At 63.0% G+C, this 14,409-nt stretch carries 15 protein-coding genes; all 15 read right to left on the bottom strand.

Annotation, left to right across the window (positions count from 1 at the left end):
- Positions 1-91: 91 nt before the first annotated feature.
- Positions 92-880 (bottom strand): AbiJ-NTD4 domain-containing protein, encoded by a 789-nt coding sequence (locus BA022_RS04775; protein WP_088886711.1) that lies wholly within the window; start codon positions 878-880, stop codon positions 92-94.
- Positions 881-893: 13 nt separating this feature from the next.
- Entirely contained in the window at positions 894-1,700 is an 807-nt protein-coding gene (locus BA022_RS19050) for a CBS domain-containing protein (protein WP_148665123.1), read from the bottom strand.
- A gap of 17 nt (positions 1,701-1,717) precedes the next feature.
- Complete coding sequence (locus BA022_RS04760) at positions 1,718-2,467, bottom strand: three-Cys-motif partner protein TcmP (RefSeq protein ID WP_228403704.1); 750 nt, start codon at positions 2,465-2,467, stop codon at positions 1,718-1,720.
- 92 nt (positions 2,468-2,559) lie between these two features.
- Positions 2,560-3,843: a three-Cys-motif partner protein TcmP gene (locus BA022_RS04755; RefSeq protein WP_088888514.1), complete on the bottom strand. Its 1,284-nt coding sequence runs from the start codon at positions 3,841-3,843 to the stop codon at positions 2,560-2,562.
- A 36-nt stretch (positions 3,844-3,879) separates the two neighbouring features.
- Positions 3,880-4,743 (bottom strand): DUF5131 family protein, encoded by an 864-nt coding sequence (locus tag BA022_RS04750; protein ID WP_088886707.1) that lies wholly within the window; start codon positions 4,741-4,743, stop codon positions 3,880-3,882.
- A gap of 110 nt (positions 4,744-4,853) precedes the next feature.
- On the bottom strand, positions 4,854-5,798 hold the full coding sequence (locus BA022_RS04745; protein ID WP_088886706.1) for a nucleotidyl transferase AbiEii/AbiGii toxin family protein: 945 nt from the start codon (positions 5,796-5,798) through the stop codon (positions 4,854-4,856).
- Positions 5,791-6,402 (bottom strand): hypothetical protein, encoded by a 612-nt coding sequence (locus BA022_RS04740; RefSeq protein ID WP_024537608.1) that lies wholly within the window; start codon positions 6,400-6,402, stop codon positions 5,791-5,793. The genes BA022_RS04745 and BA022_RS04740 overlap by 8 nt, the downstream gene beginning before the upstream one ends.
- A 30-nt stretch (positions 6,403-6,432) precedes the next feature.
- Positions 6,433-6,669: a DUF2274 domain-containing protein gene (locus BA022_RS04735; RefSeq protein ID WP_088886705.1), complete on the bottom strand. Its 237-nt coding sequence runs from the start codon at positions 6,667-6,669 to the stop codon at positions 6,433-6,435.
- A complete protein-coding gene (locus BA022_RS04730) occupies positions 6,666-7,946 on the bottom strand; it encodes a TraB/TrbI/VirB10 family type IV secretion system protein (protein WP_088886704.1) in 1,281 nt (426 codons plus the stop codon). The genes BA022_RS04735 and BA022_RS04730 overlap by 4 nt, the downstream gene beginning before the upstream one ends.
- 2 nt (positions 7,947-7,948) lie before the next feature.
- Positions 7,949-8,941 (bottom strand): P-type conjugative transfer protein TrbG, encoded by a 993-nt coding sequence (gene trbG / locus BA022_RS04725; RefSeq protein WP_088886703.1) that lies wholly within the window; start codon positions 8,939-8,941, stop codon positions 7,949-7,951.
- Positions 8,934-9,641 carry a conjugal transfer protein TrbF gene (gene trbF / locus BA022_RS04720; RefSeq protein WP_088886702.1) on the bottom strand — a complete coding sequence of 236 codons (708 nt, stop codon included), beginning with the start codon at positions 9,639-9,641 and terminating at the stop codon, positions 8,934-8,936. The genes trbG and trbF overlap by 8 nt, the downstream gene beginning before the upstream one ends.
- A 30-nt stretch (positions 9,642-9,671) precedes the next feature.
- On the bottom strand, positions 9,672-10,958 hold the full coding sequence (trbL, locus tag BA022_RS04715) for a P-type conjugative transfer protein TrbL (protein ID WP_088886701.1): 1,287 nt from the start codon (positions 10,956-10,958) through the stop codon (positions 9,672-9,674).
- Positions 10,955-11,230, bottom strand: coding sequence for an EexN family lipoprotein (locus BA022_RS04710; protein WP_228403702.1), 276 nt, complete (start codon positions 11,228-11,230; stop codon positions 10,955-10,957). Before BA022_RS04710 ends, trbL begins: the two co-directional genes overlap by 4 nt.
- A 7-nt stretch (positions 11,231-11,237) precedes the next feature.
- Positions 11,238-11,978, bottom strand: coding sequence for a P-type conjugative transfer protein TrbJ (gene trbJ / locus BA022_RS04705; RefSeq protein ID WP_088886700.1), 741 nt, complete (start codon positions 11,976-11,978; stop codon positions 11,238-11,240).
- On the bottom strand, positions 11,975-14,407 hold the full coding sequence (gene trbE, locus BA022_RS04700) for a conjugal transfer protein TrbE (protein ID WP_088886699.1): 2,433 nt from the start codon (positions 14,405-14,407) through the stop codon (positions 11,975-11,977). Before trbE ends, trbJ begins: the two co-directional genes overlap by 4 nt.
- Positions 14,408-14,409: the final 2 nt, after the last annotated feature.

Here is a 14,409-nt window from a genome sequence, read left to right as displayed (position 1 = left end):
CCTAGCCTGTCCGCCAACGCGCCCGCCGGCGATGGCGGGCATCTAGTTCTCGCCGGGCATTCCCTCGTCTATGAAACCCTCGGCTTCAAAGTCACCGGTTCACATGCGTACCACGACGGGAGAGGTAGCGGCACAATGCGCCGCTCAGTCCCACCATGAGCTCGGCCTCCTCAAATTGCGGCGGCTGCCCTTCCTGGAGATGGCGACCGAAATTCGAGGTATAGCCCCAGGCCTTGATGACGACCTCGTCAACGGGCCGGGGAAAGAGTTCCGGATGGCGGCGCACCAAGTCGCCCAGCGTGTCCTTGCTGCAACCCTCGTCACGGGCCACGCATTCGAGCGCGGCCAGCGCATGCTGGATCGCGCCTGTAACCTCTGGTTGAGGCCGCCGCGACAGATCCCGCAACGCCTCGCGCAATTCGCCGGATGCTGTGCGCTTGCCTTGCTGCTGCAACTGCTCTATGCCCTGCCGGACAGTGACTTCGAAAGTCTCGGCCCCGCGAACCTCCAGCCGACCATCAATCAGTTGCCAGCCGACACCCATGCGCCGAAAGCCGCGATTCACCTCGTTTTCAAAGGACACCTCAGACCGGTGACAGGCCGCCGCAAGCGCCTCCACGAAATCATAGACCTCGAACCATTCCAGATCCTCGACAAGTTCACGCACCTCGCCGTCAATGTTGGGAAACTCGGACCAGTTGTTTCGGTCCGGGGCGCGGTAGAGGATGGAGCACAAAATGTCCCGCAGGTTGCTAGGTTTGAGCTGGCACCGATAGGCGATCGTGATGATGGCATCACGAAGTTCAGGTGGTGCCTCATGACGAATCGTGATTTCCGCATCTGGGCGTTCGTAACCATGGCGTGATGAAAAACGATCCATGCCTTCCTCCCCTCTACATCAGTTCGAAGGGCGATAGCACACCCACCAAATTCCCTTCTCGCACCTCGTCAACAACCAACCAGAGGGTCGGACCATCGACAACCCGAGCGGCGCAGAGAACTTCATCGACTGCGGTTTTCACTGTCAGCAGACGATCCGGTGCAACTGGCATTAACTCTAGATCTGGCGTATGCCCCATGGCATCCTCGATCGTCAGGCCGAGTCGCTTCGCCCGCTCCTTCTGAGTGCCGTTGAGGAACTGTGCGAGCGCCAGTTCAGATAGCAAGAACCACGCTTGTTGATGCCGGATAGGAAGAAATGAAAAGGAGTGCATGAGCATCAGTTGCCGAGCATGAGCAATCGGCTGCCAAGGCTCCACCGTGATCGGCAACTTGACCATGACATGCCCAACAAGAGGCCTCACTCCAACCATCAACGCCTCCTCCAACCCTATGCACAGCTCAATGGCAGCATCTGTGGCATGGCGCGCATAGGCACCCAGATGCATGTTGTCGTTGCGGGCCTTGCGGACTGTTTCGTAGAGCGCTTCGAAGGGTTTGAAACCCGAGGGATGCGTCTTGGCAAGATCGTTCAATACGGGAGACAGACGTGCATAGAAGCCAATCCCGTCCTCATACTTTCCCAGATCTCCTTGCTTGCCCAACAGGCGCAGCCCCAGCGCCTCTAGAGCAAAACATATTTGATCAAAACCTTCGGCATCTGCCAGCGCCGCATATCGCCCTGCCCTAAGCTCATCACGATAATGTCGGCACTCCTCATCAGAAAGAGGCCTCAGATCTGGGAACGCTTCTCGACGCATGCGAGGTGGCCATTAAACTAAAAATCGAACTCGCGGTTCGGACCTTGAGCCACGTCGCCCCAGATCCTGTTGGGCAGTTCATGACGGCTGAAGAACACCAAGTGGTACAGCGGTCGATTTCCTTCGTCCCGCACGAGCGGCATGCGCCGGCTGATCGAAAATCCAAGGCCACGCACCAGACCACACCAGTAATCAAAGAATGCCTCGTCGGCATCACCACGTACAAATGCAATCGGATCAATATGGTCCCGCCATCCAGGTGCTGCTGCATCGAAGCGCGCCCGCTCCAGGTTGTATTCCATCAGCACGTTACGCCGCAGATCCATGGTGCTGAAATGGACCGCAAAATCAACAAACTTCAGCCGCGCCAGCTTCTCGATCACACTAAACGACAGGTACTGAAGGTTGTAGGGATCGAGATACGCAAGGCACAGGGCGCCCTTCGGAATCATTCGAAGCACTTGATCCACCGTGGACTCGGCGGCCCCCGGCAAAGCTGTGGCCGGCGCTCCCATTACCTGCAGCCGCTCAGCGCAGGCCGATGCTCGTGACGCGTCCAGATCACCGACGAAACACGAGGTGAAGGCCACGTTGTCCCGTAGCGAGTGCTGCCATGCGACCTGTGCGCCACCAGGACGGGTCATCGTTTCGCCCTTGACCTGAATGCGTCCAGGACCACAGAACAGATCGACATAGACACGCTGCTTAAACTTCTCGCGCGCTCTCCTCGTGCCTTCCACATACTTGGCCAGGAAGGTGTGCTTCATCTCTGGAACCCACCGGCCAACACCCTCGCCGGCCCGCCCGAACTCCACCGGCAGATGGGGCAAAGGGTCATCGTTGTGAGCAAGGGAAAAACTCACTGCCCACCCCTTTGCGGAACGCAGAACAGGGAGCCCTGCCGGTTTCGTTCGATCCAATCCGTATCCCGCATGTATCGCGCAAGCCGCCGAACCGTCCCATCCTCGGATCGAATGACGATGTCTTTCTCACCGGACAACCGCTCAAGCGCGTCCTTGTACATGAGCGAGGTGCCCGGGGATGTATTGCAGGTCGAGGCATAAAGCTCACCGATCTGCACAGGCTGTCCTCGCCCAAAAATATTCTCCGCCAAGTGCTGGGGCAACACATCAGCGGACAGGTTCTGTGCCACGTCGTCGAACACGAATCCTCCTTTGAACTGCTGACGGAAGCCCATCATGTGGGTCGCAAGCATGTCAAGGCCCGCACCACCGTAGTGGATGGAATCGTTCTGGTGTTCCCAGTGCACCTGCTTCATCACGTCCTGCGCACGCGGATGCCGCGAAAGATGGACAAGCCAGTACTCGCCTTGACCGCTCCCCTCTCCCCGAATGAAGAATGGCGTGAAGTACTCAGCTCCGCAATCTTTCACCAAGGCCTGGTACAGGGCTGCTTGAATGAAGCGCCGCCAATCCGCCGAGTCCTCTTCCTTGATTTGCTCGATCGTCCTACCGCCCAACGCCGAGCGGATGTCGATGGCCAGCTTGCCAGAGACCTTGTCCGTGAACTCATCGTTGGTGTAGGTGGCAAAGGCCGAAACATGGAACGTCAGGACCACCTCGCTCTTCGGTGATTCAGCAAATATCTTTTGAATCAGCGGCGCCGGCACGTCGCTGTACCCATACTGATCCAGAAAGAAAAGCGCCGTGTGCGCTCGGGGGGTATGGGCCTCGATCAACCGAAACACGGTTGGCGATGCCGAGACAAAGTCGTCATGAATGACGTGAATGGATTGGCCGACTTGTGCACCGTATCCTCTGTCATGCAAAACCTGCTTCAGGTGCGACAGCGCCCGAGCATCCTTGTCGATGAAGATGTACCGCACATCCAGATCGATGGGTTTCGTTCTCTGGGCGTTGACCCTGACACTGGCCTCCCGGACCGCATCCAGCATGCGCAGCGGAGAGCCAAGGATCTCTGTACCCAGCCCTTTGAGCGTGTAGAGCCCGCCCCCGCAAAATCCGTCAACCAACGTGATTCGGAGTCGCTCCCGCCCCCGGGCATTGAGCGTTCGCCGCTCGAAGTACCGAATCAGGTAGCCAACCAGCACCTCATGCTTCGTCACACTATGCGGATCGATCTCTGCCGGTCCGTTCCTCCAATCGTAGTGACTATGTGCCAAGCGCAAGCCTTTCTGCGGTACTGAAGTCGATCGACGCTACACCGTGTTTCCCGGGCTCGGGAACTGATCCCAATGCCGGCCGCCCAAAGAGCGGCCAGCCTTGCCTTTTCCGACAGCGGCGAGTTTGATCTCTGAGCCATCACGCCTGACGATGTGGATCGGGGTCCGGCCCGTCACGGCGTCGGCAGCTTGCTCTATGGGAGCCCAGTGTCCCCATTGCTTGAAATGGAACGCGACGCCGGCCGCATTGCATTGTTTGCGAAGATCTTCTGGCCATTGCGGATCCATCGGACGCGCACCCGGTCCAGACTCACCGCCAGCGATGACCCAATCCACACGCGTGCCGCCCTCCCCCGCCTTCAACCAGGGGCGCAAGTCCAGTGGCCCAAGCAGAGGCTCGCACGACAGGAACCGGACTGCCGGCGTATCGAACTCCAGAAGATACTTCAGCCGCTTGCCTGCGGCATCCTGGTTTTCGACGGTTGCACCAAGCCAAACGTTGGAAGGCAATTCGTAGCCCTTTGGCAGTTGCTTGCGCACGAGATGGATTCGCTTGGTCAGGAGCAGCCAATCAAGATGGGGCGTGGCCGCGATGAGGTCCAGAAGGCGGAGCCGATGCGGATCCAGATCCTTGCGGTTCTCGAACACATCCGCCATGGACGCACAAAACACGCGCCGTCTGGTCTTGCTCTCCTTTGCCTCCCGGTCCCACTTCAAGGGCTCCTTCCAATGGGCGTCACCAAAAAAGCGCCGCTCCGATTTCGCGCCCCAAACGTCTTCCCCGAGGCGCTTCGCCCAGGTTTCGGCATAGCAATGGTCACACGCATCGGACACGCGCACGCAACCCCACCATGGATTGAAGGTGTGGTGCGTCCACTCGATGCGGGTGTCTTTTCCCATTGTTCACTCTCTTGGTGCATTGTAACAATGCACTGGTTTTTTACACAGTATCAACACCCTGTCATGGGAAAGTACCGAAGCCGGAAATTGCCGCGTCAAGTCCTCGCCCCTCACATGACGTCGATGTGTTGATGGATCCTGTCCAGCAGTACCTTGAAGTCGGGCTGCCCCTGGTAGTACAGCGCGGCTGTCTTGCGATATTCCTGCGCAAAGCGCTGACGCTGATCGGCGTCGGCCAGCAAAAAGGCAGGATTGCGGGCAATGGCCTGCTCGTCGCCGGTCCGGAACCGCTGCGCCTTGCGCTCCTGGTAGGCCGGCGTCCTCATGAAGGCCTGGACCTCATCCAACTCCAGAAGGCAATACACGTCGTAGTAGTGCCGCAGGAAGTTGGCGGGAAACGCCTGGGCTTCATCGAGTCGGCGGTACTTGGTGGAGATCGTTTGCAACTTCTCGACGAAGGTGTGCGTGGGCGCATAGCACGGCACGGCCACCGCACGGTTGTCTTCCCCCGTCACACCGCGCTCCATGGCCACATCCAGCGCCCACGACGAAATCGTGACCGGCCGATTTGGAGCGGTGTCGTCGAATCCGAGTTCCAGCAAGATGCCGTCCTTGACGCCGGCAAGCGCGGGGACACGCGACGCGTAGATCAAGCGGATGCCGGCGCTGCGCATCTTGTCGTCGTCAAATTGCGTGTCGCGCTCCACACTGTCGATGCCCGGAATACGGATCCGTGCAGCCAGCGCGTCGTAGTACGCACGCCGCGATTCAACATGCGCAGGCTTGTCCTGGTTGCGCCCCGTCTTCACGTCCATGCCATCGGGCGGTTCAATGCGGAGGTCGATGTCTTCGGAGAAGCGGTGAATGACACCGAACCCCTTTGACAAGGACGTACCGCCCTTCAGCTCGAACTGATAGCCTTGAGCCTGCAGGCCCCAGAGGCAATGCATGATCCAGTAGTCCTTTTCGACCAACATGGGATCGAGGCCGCGCTCGTCTGCGACAACTGCCAGCAACTGATCGAAGTCCCGTCGTTCGTGCAGGAACTCAACCATCCACCCACTCCCGCAGACGCTTGCGCGTGGCCACGCTGCCATAGTTGTCGGCTGCATGCTGCAGACGGCTCGGATTGAAGGACGACAACCTGTTGCGCGCCTGGCTCAGCACCGCATCGCGATCCTCTGCCAGTTCATCCAGGTTGTTCAGCAGGTCCACGAACAGGAACTCAGGGGTCAGCTTCCTTGGAAAGCGTGGCTTCACACGAAAATCGAACTGCCGGTTTCCTAGCTTGAATACGCCGTGGCGCTTGTGGTTGTAGACCAGCGTGCGGTTGTAGAGCTGGGTCGTACCCAGGCCCACGGCGTTGTATGCCGAGGGGGAGAACACTAGGAAATCCTTGTCGCGAAGAAACCCACCCACCACCTGCTCGTCGGCGGGAGGCAGCGGCCCGAAGCTGGAATGCTTGGGCGCGTGGTAGAGCCCTTGCGCGAGCTTTCTCAGCTTGCCGCTGGCCACCAATTCACGCAGATGCCGGTCCACCGCCGTGGACAGCCGCGCGAGGTCTTCACGCCGATATACGCGCCCCGACCGCAATTCGCCGGCGAGATGGGCAGCGCCTCCTCGCAAAGAGCCAGCAGAAGACTGAACAGCGGTCGACATGACAGATTTCTCATTGAAATTTCATGCATTTTAACACCTACTACTGGATTGCCGGCGAGGGCTCTTAAACACCCGATCGCGCGCCATGAACGCCTCCAGCATATGCGGGATCAGTGTCACAGCATCGACCGCCTCTCCATAGGTCTGTGCGTGCAGCGCGGCGTAGCGGTCGAGATCAGCCTTCAGGTTGGTCGGACAAGAGAACGTGACCTTCGTGCTCTCGGTCTTGGGTAGCGGCCCGAGCCGTAGCTTTTTGGTCGTGCTCATCGCATCGCTCCCCGGTTGAAGAACAGCGGCTGATACGGCCGAAGCACCAAATCACGGTTGACGATGATTCTCACCGGCAGGCCGGGCCGCTCGGTCAGCGTCGGCTGAATGTTCATGTTGCGCCGGGTCATCTCCTGGCCAACCTGGTTGATGCTGTCCTGCGCGCTGTCACGCCCGGCAATCACGATGCGGTTGCCGTCCTGACGGTTTTCCGGTGCAGCCAGTTCGGCGCCCACGCCCAGCAGCGTGGTCAATGCCGCGCCGGCGAACACGCGATCCCAGTGCCAATCGACCCCATCCTCCAGGCCGGCATAGCCGGCCGGATCGGTGCCCGCCAGGTTGTCGAGCTTCAGCGAAGACGTGTCGGGCAGGATGATGCGGTTCCACACCATCTGCACCCTGCTCTGCCCATAGCTCACTTGGCTGTTGTACTTGCCCAGGATGCGCGAGCCCTGTGGGATCAGCAGGAACTTGCCCGTGGCCGTGTCGTAGACCGGCTCCGTCACCGTGCCGATCACATCGCCCGGCAGGTCGGACTTGATACCCGTGACCAAGGCGCCGGAGATCACTGTGCCCGCCATGACCTGGTACGGCGAAGCCGGCATTTGCAGATGGCCGGAATTGCGGGTTTCCGTAGAACCGCCTTTCAGGAAAGCCTCTTTCTGGTCTTGCCGGTTCTGCACGGCGGTGGGGTCGGACGGCTGGGCCGCCGTCGAGGCCGGCCCGGCCGCCAGCGGATCGAAGCCCGCCAAGGCGCTGCCGGGCGAAGGCGCGGCGACTTGGGCTGCGACAGGCGCCGCTGCCCTGCCCTGGTTGCCCGAGCGGAAGAACACCGTCGAGGCCGCTGCGGCATCGGCTTCCTTGCGCCGTGCATCCTCGGGATCTTGGCCAGGTGACGCATAGGTCGGCGCCACCGGCTGCTGGGACTTCACGATGGCCAGCCCAAGATCGCCGGGCAGCGGTGGCCCCAGCTCCGGCACCTTCGCCGGCAACTTGGAATAGTCCGACGGCAGCCCATCCAGCCCTTCGGACTTGGACACACGATCCACGTTGTAAAGCTCGGTCTGCTCGCCAGCGCCACGCCGGTGAGGCTGCAGCGACCAGATCGTGGCCCCGAGCACCACGACGGACAAGCCGCCGGTGAGGATGGCCAGCGTGCGCCGGTTCAGCCGAGTCACCGGACGCGGCTGCGCGCGCAAGGCCATCGCCTCGGGCGCCACCTTGCCGGCCAAAGGTGAAGCATCGGGGGCATGCTCGGGGATATCGTCCTGGCTCATGCTCAGTTCCTCCGCGTGCGGCCCGAGACCCCGTCCGTGCGCTCGATCCGCACCACGTCGACCTTGTCACCGCCCAGACGCAGTTCGGCCACGCCGAACAGGCGATCGACGATGTAGTACGGCGTGCGGAAGCGGTAATTGACGAGTTGGCCGTCCCCCTGCGCGCCGATCACGAACAGCGGCGGCAGTTCGCCTTGCGCGATGCCCGGCGGGAACTGGATGTAGACCTTTTCCCCGTCATCGAAGGCGCGCAGCGGCTTCCAAGGCGGATTGCTGCCGCTGACGGCGTAGCGGAAACGGATCTTCTCCAAAGACAGGCCCGTATCGATCGGCGCGGCGGCGCTGGCCGCCTGCGCCTGGCGCTGCAAGGCCAGCATCCTGTCCTTCGGGTATTCCCAGGACACCGACGCCATCCACGTCTTCTCGGTCGAGGTCAGCTCCAGCAGATAGGTGCGCCGGCTGGTGGTGATGACCAGATTGGTCTTCAAGCCCGAGCGAATCGGCTTGACCATCACATTGACGCGCAGCGCCTCACCGCTGCCGCTGGACGTGTCGCCCACGATCCAGCGCACCGTATCGCCCGCCGCCACCGTCACCAGTTCCTCGCCCGGCTGGAGCGCGATCACGGTCACGCGGCCGACGGCCGCATAGACCTGGTACAACGCGCCATCGGTGAAGGGCCAAACCTGGATGGCGTTGACGTAGCCTTCGCGCGTCGGCGCAATGCGCGCCTCGGCATTGGCGCGGGATACGCGCACGGTTTCATCGGCGGGTTCTGCCGCGGGCTTGGCATCCGGTACAGGTTTCATCTGCGCCGGCATCGGCAACGCCTCGGGGACGGTCACGACCTCCACCGGCTTCGGCGCTTCGGGCAGCGGCTGGGCCTGCACCGGCTCATCGAGCGAGATGGCCGGCGGCGGCTGACCCTGCGTGGCGCAGCCCGCGAGAGCAAGCAACATGATCGGCAAGACGGAATTACGGAAAAGATCATTCATGGTTTGCTCCTTCATTTCCTTCCAGTTCACGGCTCCACGACAGCCCGTTGACGTAGATGCCCAAAGGGTTCTTGCGCAGTCGCTGCTCGGTGCGCGGGGTCTGCTGCACGATGGACACCACGGCGTTCCAGCGCTCGGTGCGATCCAGCGCGCCGTTGACGAAGCGCGTCTCCGTCCAGCGCACGTTGAAGGACGTGTCGCTGGCGCGGGTCACGCTGGTGATCTGCACCGTCACCGACTCCTTGCCGATGCGCGCGAACGGATCGGCCACCCGTGCGTACTCGTTGAGCACCACCGCCCCCTTGTCGGTCGTGTAGTCATAGGCATCCAGCCAGTTCTGTCGCACGACGATGGGGTCGATGGACAGTGAGCGCACCAGGCCGATGAAGCGGCCCAGGTGGTAGGCCACCTGGGCATCGCTGGGCTGGTACGGCGTGGCCGCTTCGCCCACGGCACGCACCTGGCCTGCGTTGTCCACCTCGATGACATAAGGCGTCACGATGGACTGCGCCGAACGCCAGACCAGGCCGCCTGCCATCAGCACGGCAAATGCCAGACAGCCAAAGGCCATGAAACGCCAGTTCTTCGCCTGCACGCGGGCCGAGCCGATGCGCTCGTCCCAGACCTGAGCGGCGGATTGGTACGGAGTAGCAGGCTGCGGCGTATCCGCGTAGCGCACCTGCGGTCTTTTGAAACGCATGGGAGTTCTCCTTGAGGATCAGGAATCGCGTCAGTCGTCCGGACTGCGCAGGCTCGGCCCCTGGCTGGAGCTGCCGCCGTCGCCGCCGCGCAGCGCGTGGGCGGCAGTGGTCGCGGCATGGGTGAGTTGCTGCCTGCGGTGCAGGCGCTTGGCCCAAGCGGGCTGCTCTGCGGATGCGGGCGAAGCAGTGCCCCCGCTCGCGCCCTGCGCGTCGCCATCGGGCCGGAAGGCGGCGGCCACGCGCTCCTTCATCGAGCGCACGCCGGTCTTGGTGACGTTGCCTACGCCAGCGGCTGCACCCTTGAGGCCGCCGCCCGCAGCGGCGGAGCCGGCGTCAAATGCCGATTTGGCACTGCTGGCGGTTGCAGTCAGGGAGCGGGCTGCACCGGGGGCCATGCGCGCCCCAGCGGCCACCGCACTGCCCACGCCCGCTGCCGCAGCTCCCACAGCCACGGCGGCGCCAGCCGCGCCCACTGCCGCGCCGGCCATCGCACCCGCGCCCAACTGCGGCCCACCGGACACCAGCCCGGTCGCAATGCCCGGTCCGAAGATCCCCAGAGCGAGCATGGCCAGCGAAGCCAGCATGATGACCAGCGCATGGTCAATGGACGGCTCGGCCTCGGCCGGTACCTTGAACTCGGCAAACAGCCCCGTCCCGATCCCGACGATGACCGCCAGCACCAGCACCTTGATGCCCGAGGACACCACATTGCCCAGCACCTTCTCCGCGAGGAAGGCCGTCTTGTTCCACAGCGCGAACGGCACCAGCACGAAGCCTGCCAGCGTAGTCAGCTTGAACTCCAACAGCGTCACGAAGAGCTGCACGGCAAGCACGAAGAAGCACAGGATCAGCACCAGCCAGGCCAGGAACAGCACCGCGATGGTGTCCAGGTGGACGAACACCTCGGGAAAGCCCGCCATCCGGCCGATCTGCTCCATGATCGGCCGCCCGGCCTCTATACCCACCTGCGCCAGCCGTCCTGGCTGCAGCAGTTGCGCCTGGCTCAGGCCCGAGCCGGACGCGGTCAAGCCCAGATCGGCAAAGGAGCGGAACAGGATGCCCGCTAGGCTGTTGAAGTTGCCGATGATGTAGGCGAAGGCACCGACATACAGCACCTTGCGGATCAGCTTGGCGATCACGTCCTCGCCCTGGCCGGTGGCGTGGCCCATCGCCCAAAACAGCCCGGCGAGCGCCATGTCGATGGCGATCAGCGTGGCCGTGAGGAATGCCACCTCGCCGTGCAGCAGCCCGAAGCCCGAGTCGATGTAGCGCGAGAAGGTATCGAGGAAGCGGTCGATAACCGCAACGTCGTTCATGGCGCGCTCCTCGGCTGGACGGGATCCTTCCCATGCGGCGAAGGCGTCGGACGCATGAAGCGCTTGCGCATCGCATCAGCCACCGCCATGCACTGCGCCTCGCCGACCCGTGCGCGATCCACGCGGCATTCGGCCTGCAGTTCCTTCAGCCGCTCTGGGTTCTCAGCCAGCGCCTCGGCAGACTCCGTCGGAGCGGACTTGCCGCAGGCGGTCAGCAACAACGCCTGTGCCAGTGCGAGGACACCGGCCATGAAAACAAGATGGCTGCGCATGGTCGCCTCACTGTTGGTTGTAGAAGTTCACCGGATAGGGCGTGTAGGGCGTGCCGCTGCCCAAGAAGCGCCGGCGCACCTCCCTTCCGCGCTCGGCAGCCGCCGCCTGCCGTGCCAGCTCCAGCGAGGCCGCCCGGTCCTGCGTGAGCTGCAAGCGCTGCGTCTGGATGGACTGCTTGGCTTGCAAGGCCAGCAGTTGGTTGGTGGACTGCATCGCCTGCAAAGCGCCCACGGCGGATTGGCTCTTATCCATCAGGTCGGCCAGCACGCCTTCGTCGTCCTTGAGGTTCTGCGAGGCCTGGGCCTGCACCTGCATCGCGGTCTGCAAGCTGGTGAGCGTGTTCTTCCAGCGCTCCTGCGTGTCCCGATACATCTGGTCGCCGCTGATGGCGGCCGCGTACTGCTCGGGGTACAGCCGGGCAAAGTCCCGATCCATCCGGGCCACGTCGTAGACCAGGCCCCTGGCCTGGTCGATCAGCCGCTGGGTGAGCGCCAGATTGGCGCGCAGGCGGCTCGTCACATTGAACGGCAGGCTCGCCAAGTTGCGCGCCTGGTTCTCCAGCATTTTGGCCTCGTTCTGCAACTGCTTGATCTGGTTGTAGAGCTGCCGCAGCGTCTGGATGGCCGTCAGCATGTTCTGCACGAAGTTCGACGGGTCGAACACGATGAGGGCTGCGGCCGGCTGGGCGAACATAAGTGAGCCGGACAGCATGGCGGCCAGGCCTGCGGAAAGGATGCGGGGTTTCATGGCGAGATCTCCTGTGGTTGGGGAGAAGGAAACGAAGGCAGCAGATCGGCGGCCCAGTCCAGGCCGCGATGGCGCAGCCAGGCGGCCGCGAAGGGAGAGGAACCGGATGTAGCGAGCACCGCATCCATGTCGCGCTGGTCTTGCGGCGTGGAAGCGCCCGCAAACGCCAGCGCCGCCGGCCCCAGGTCGAGGTCGAACAGGCGGTTGCCGAGGCGGGATTGGTAGTAGTAGTCGCGCTTGGGCTGCGCTGTGGCGACGATTTCTATCTGCCGCCTGTTGAGGCCGAAGCCCTCGTAGATCGTGCGAATCTGCGGCTCGGTAGCCTGCGGGTTGGGCAAGAAAATCCGATTCGCGCAGCTCTCGATGATCGCGGGCGCGATACTCGAATCCTTGATGTCGGCGAGGCTCTGCGTGGCGAAGATGACGCCTACGTTCTTCTTGCGCAGCGTCTTGAGCCACTGGCGGATGCGCGCGGCAAACACTGGGTCATCGAGGAACAGCCACGCTTCATCGAGGATCAGCAGCGTGGGCGCCCCGTCGAAGCGTTCATCGAAACGCGCAAAGAGGTAATGCAGCACGGCCATGACGGCGGCCTTGCTGTGCATCAGCTCCTCCATCTCGAAGCACTGCACGTCGGCCATGCCCAGCCGGTCGTGGTCGGCGTCCAGCAGCTTGCCGTGAGCACCGCCGAGCACATAAGGCGACAGCGCCTGGCGCAGCGTGTTCGATTGCAGGAGCACGGAAAGCCCCGTCATCGTGCGCTGCTCCACCGGCGCACCGGCGAGGCTTCCCAGCGCCGACCAGATGGCCGCCTTCTCGTCGGGGCCGACCGCCACGCCTTCGTGCAGCAAGCGGCCTTCGATCCATTCGGCGGCCCAGGTGCGGTAGCCCTCGCGGTCGATGCGTGCCAAGGGCTGGAAGGCGATTTCGCCATCCGTCCCGAGGTCGTAGTGCTCACCACCCAACCCGAGAACCGTGGCACGCATCGAGCGGCCCATGTCGAACGCGAAGATGCGCGAGCCGCGATAGCGGCGAAATTGCATCGCCAGCGTGGCGAGCAGAACCGACTTGCCCATGCCGGTCGGCCCCGCTACCAGCGTGTGGCCCACGTCGCCGATGTGTGTCACCAGCCGGAACGGCGTCGCGCCATCGGTGCGCGTGACGATCAACGGTGGGCCGTCGAGGTGGTCATTGCGCTCGGGGCCAGCCCATACCGCCGACACCGGCATCATGTGCGCCAAGTTCAGCGTCGAGACGATGGGCTGGCGCACGTTGGCGTAGGCGTTTCCCGGAATAGACGACAGCCACGCATCCACGGCATTGAGCGTTTCGGGGATGGTCACGAAGCCCCGTCCCTGGATGACGCGCTCTACCATGCGCAGCTTCTCGTCGGCCACAGCCGGGTCTGCATCGAGCACCGTCACCGTCGCGGTGAGATAGCCGAAGGCGACCTGATCGCTGCCCAGCTCCTGCAAGGCGGCGTCGGCGTCGGCAGCCTTGTTGTTGGCGTCGGTATCGACCAGCGGGCTTTCCTGCTGGAAGATCGTTTCGCGCAGCAGCGCGATGACGTTCTTGCGTTTGGCGAACCACTGGCGGCGCAGGCGGGAAAGTTCCTTTTCCGCCTCGGCTTTGTCGAGGCAGAGAAAGCGCGTACTCCAGCGGTAAGCAAAGCCGAGGCGGTTGAGGTCGTCCAGAATCCCCGGCCAGGTCGAGGTCGGGAAGCCCCGCACCGACACCACGCGCAGGTGCTGGTCGCCCAGCGCCGGCGCCAGACCGCCGACAAGCGCGGAATCGGTCAGCAGCGCGTCGATGTGGAACGGCACTTCGGGCACGTCGACGCGATAGCGTCGCGTCGAGATGGTCGCGTGCAGAAAGGTCAGCGTCTGGCCGTCATCGAGCCAAGCGATTTCGGGCATCACACCATCGAGCAGGTCGAAGACGCGATCCGTTTCCGCGACGAAGGCTTGTAGCCGCTCGCGCCAGTCCACGCCATTCGTCGGCGTGTTCTCGTAGAGCATCTTGGCTGCACGGGCGGGGGATTCCTCGGGCGGCAGGTACACCAGCGTCAGGTGATAGCCGCTCTCGAAGTCGTTGCCCGATTCCTCGAAGGTGGCTCGTCGTTCCTCCTCCACGAGCCACGAAAGCGGCTCGGGAAACTCCGAGTGCGGATAGTCGGCGGCGGGTCGGCGCTCGGCTTCGATAAACAGTGCCCAGCCCGATCCCATGCGGCGCAGCGCGTTGTTCAGTCGCGCCGACGTGGCGACCAGCTCGCCTTGCGTCGCGCTGTCGAGGTCAGGCCCGCGAAACCGGGCCGTGCGCTGGAAACTTCCGTCCTTGTTCAAAACGACGCCTGGTGCGACCAGCCCGGCCCAGGGCAGCCAGTCGGCAAGCAAGGCCGGGCACTGGCGGTATTCGGCGAGGTTCAGCATCG

The organism is Diaphorobacter nitroreducens (assembly GCF_002214645.1).
GTDB classification, from domain to species: domain Bacteria; phylum Pseudomonadota; class Gammaproteobacteria; order Burkholderiales; family Burkholderiaceae_C; genus Diaphorobacter; species Diaphorobacter nitroreducens.
This window is presented reverse-complemented; position numbering and strand designations above follow the sequence as displayed.

Excerpts from the sequence above, each read along its gene's own strand:
- BA022_RS04750 (WP_088886707.1), bottom strand. The coding sequence starts at position 4,743 with ATGGGAAAAGACACCCGCATCGAGTGGACGCACCACACCTTCAATCCA.
- BA022_RS04740 (WP_024537608.1), bottom strand. The coding sequence starts at position 6,402 with ATGTCGACCGCTGTTCAGTCTTCTGCTGGCTCTTTGCGAGGAGGCGCT.
- trbE (WP_088886699.1), bottom strand. The coding sequence starts at position 14,407 with ATGCTGAACCTCGCCGAATACCGCCAGTGCCCGGCCTTGCTTGCCGAC.
- BA022_RS19050 (WP_148665123.1), bottom strand. The coding sequence starts at position 1,700 with ATGCGTCGAGAAGCGTTCCCAGATCTGAGGCCTCTTTCTGATGAGGAG.
- trbF (WP_088886702.1), bottom strand. The coding sequence starts at position 9,641 with ATGCGTTTCAAAAGACCGCAGGTGCGCTACGCGGATACGCCGCAGCCT.
- trbL (WP_088886701.1), bottom strand. The coding sequence starts at position 10,958 with ATGAACGACGTTGCGGTTATCGACCGCTTCCTCGATACCTTCTCGCGC.
- BA022_RS04735 (WP_088886705.1), bottom strand. The coding sequence starts at position 6,669 with ATGAGCACGACCAAAAAGCTACGGCTCGGGCCGCTACCCAAGACCGAG.
- trbG (WP_088886703.1), bottom strand. The coding sequence starts at position 8,941 with ATGAATGATCTTTTCCGTAATTCCGTCTTGCCGATCATGTTGCTTGCT.
- BA022_RS04710 (WP_228403702.1), bottom strand. The coding sequence starts at position 11,230 with ATGCGCAGCCATCTTGTTTTCATGGCCGGTGTCCTCGCACTGGCACAG.
- trbJ (WP_088886700.1), bottom strand. The coding sequence starts at position 11,978 with ATGAAACCCCGCATCCTTTCCGCAGGCCTGGCCGCCATGCTGTCCGGC.
- BA022_RS04745 (WP_088886706.1), bottom strand. The coding sequence starts at position 5,798 with ATGGTTGAGTTCCTGCACGAACGACGGGACTTCGATCAGTTGCTGGCA.
- BA022_RS04775 (WP_088886711.1), bottom strand. The coding sequence starts at position 880 with ATGGATCGTTTTTCATCACGCCATGGTTACGAACGCCCAGATGCGGAA.
- BA022_RS04760 (WP_228403704.1), bottom strand. The coding sequence starts at position 2,467 with ATGAAGCACACCTTCCTGGCCAAGTATGTGGAAGGCACGAGGAGAGCG.
- BA022_RS04730 (WP_088886704.1), bottom strand. The coding sequence starts at position 7,946 with ATGAGCCAGGACGATATCCCCGAGCATGCCCCCGATGCTTCACCTTTG.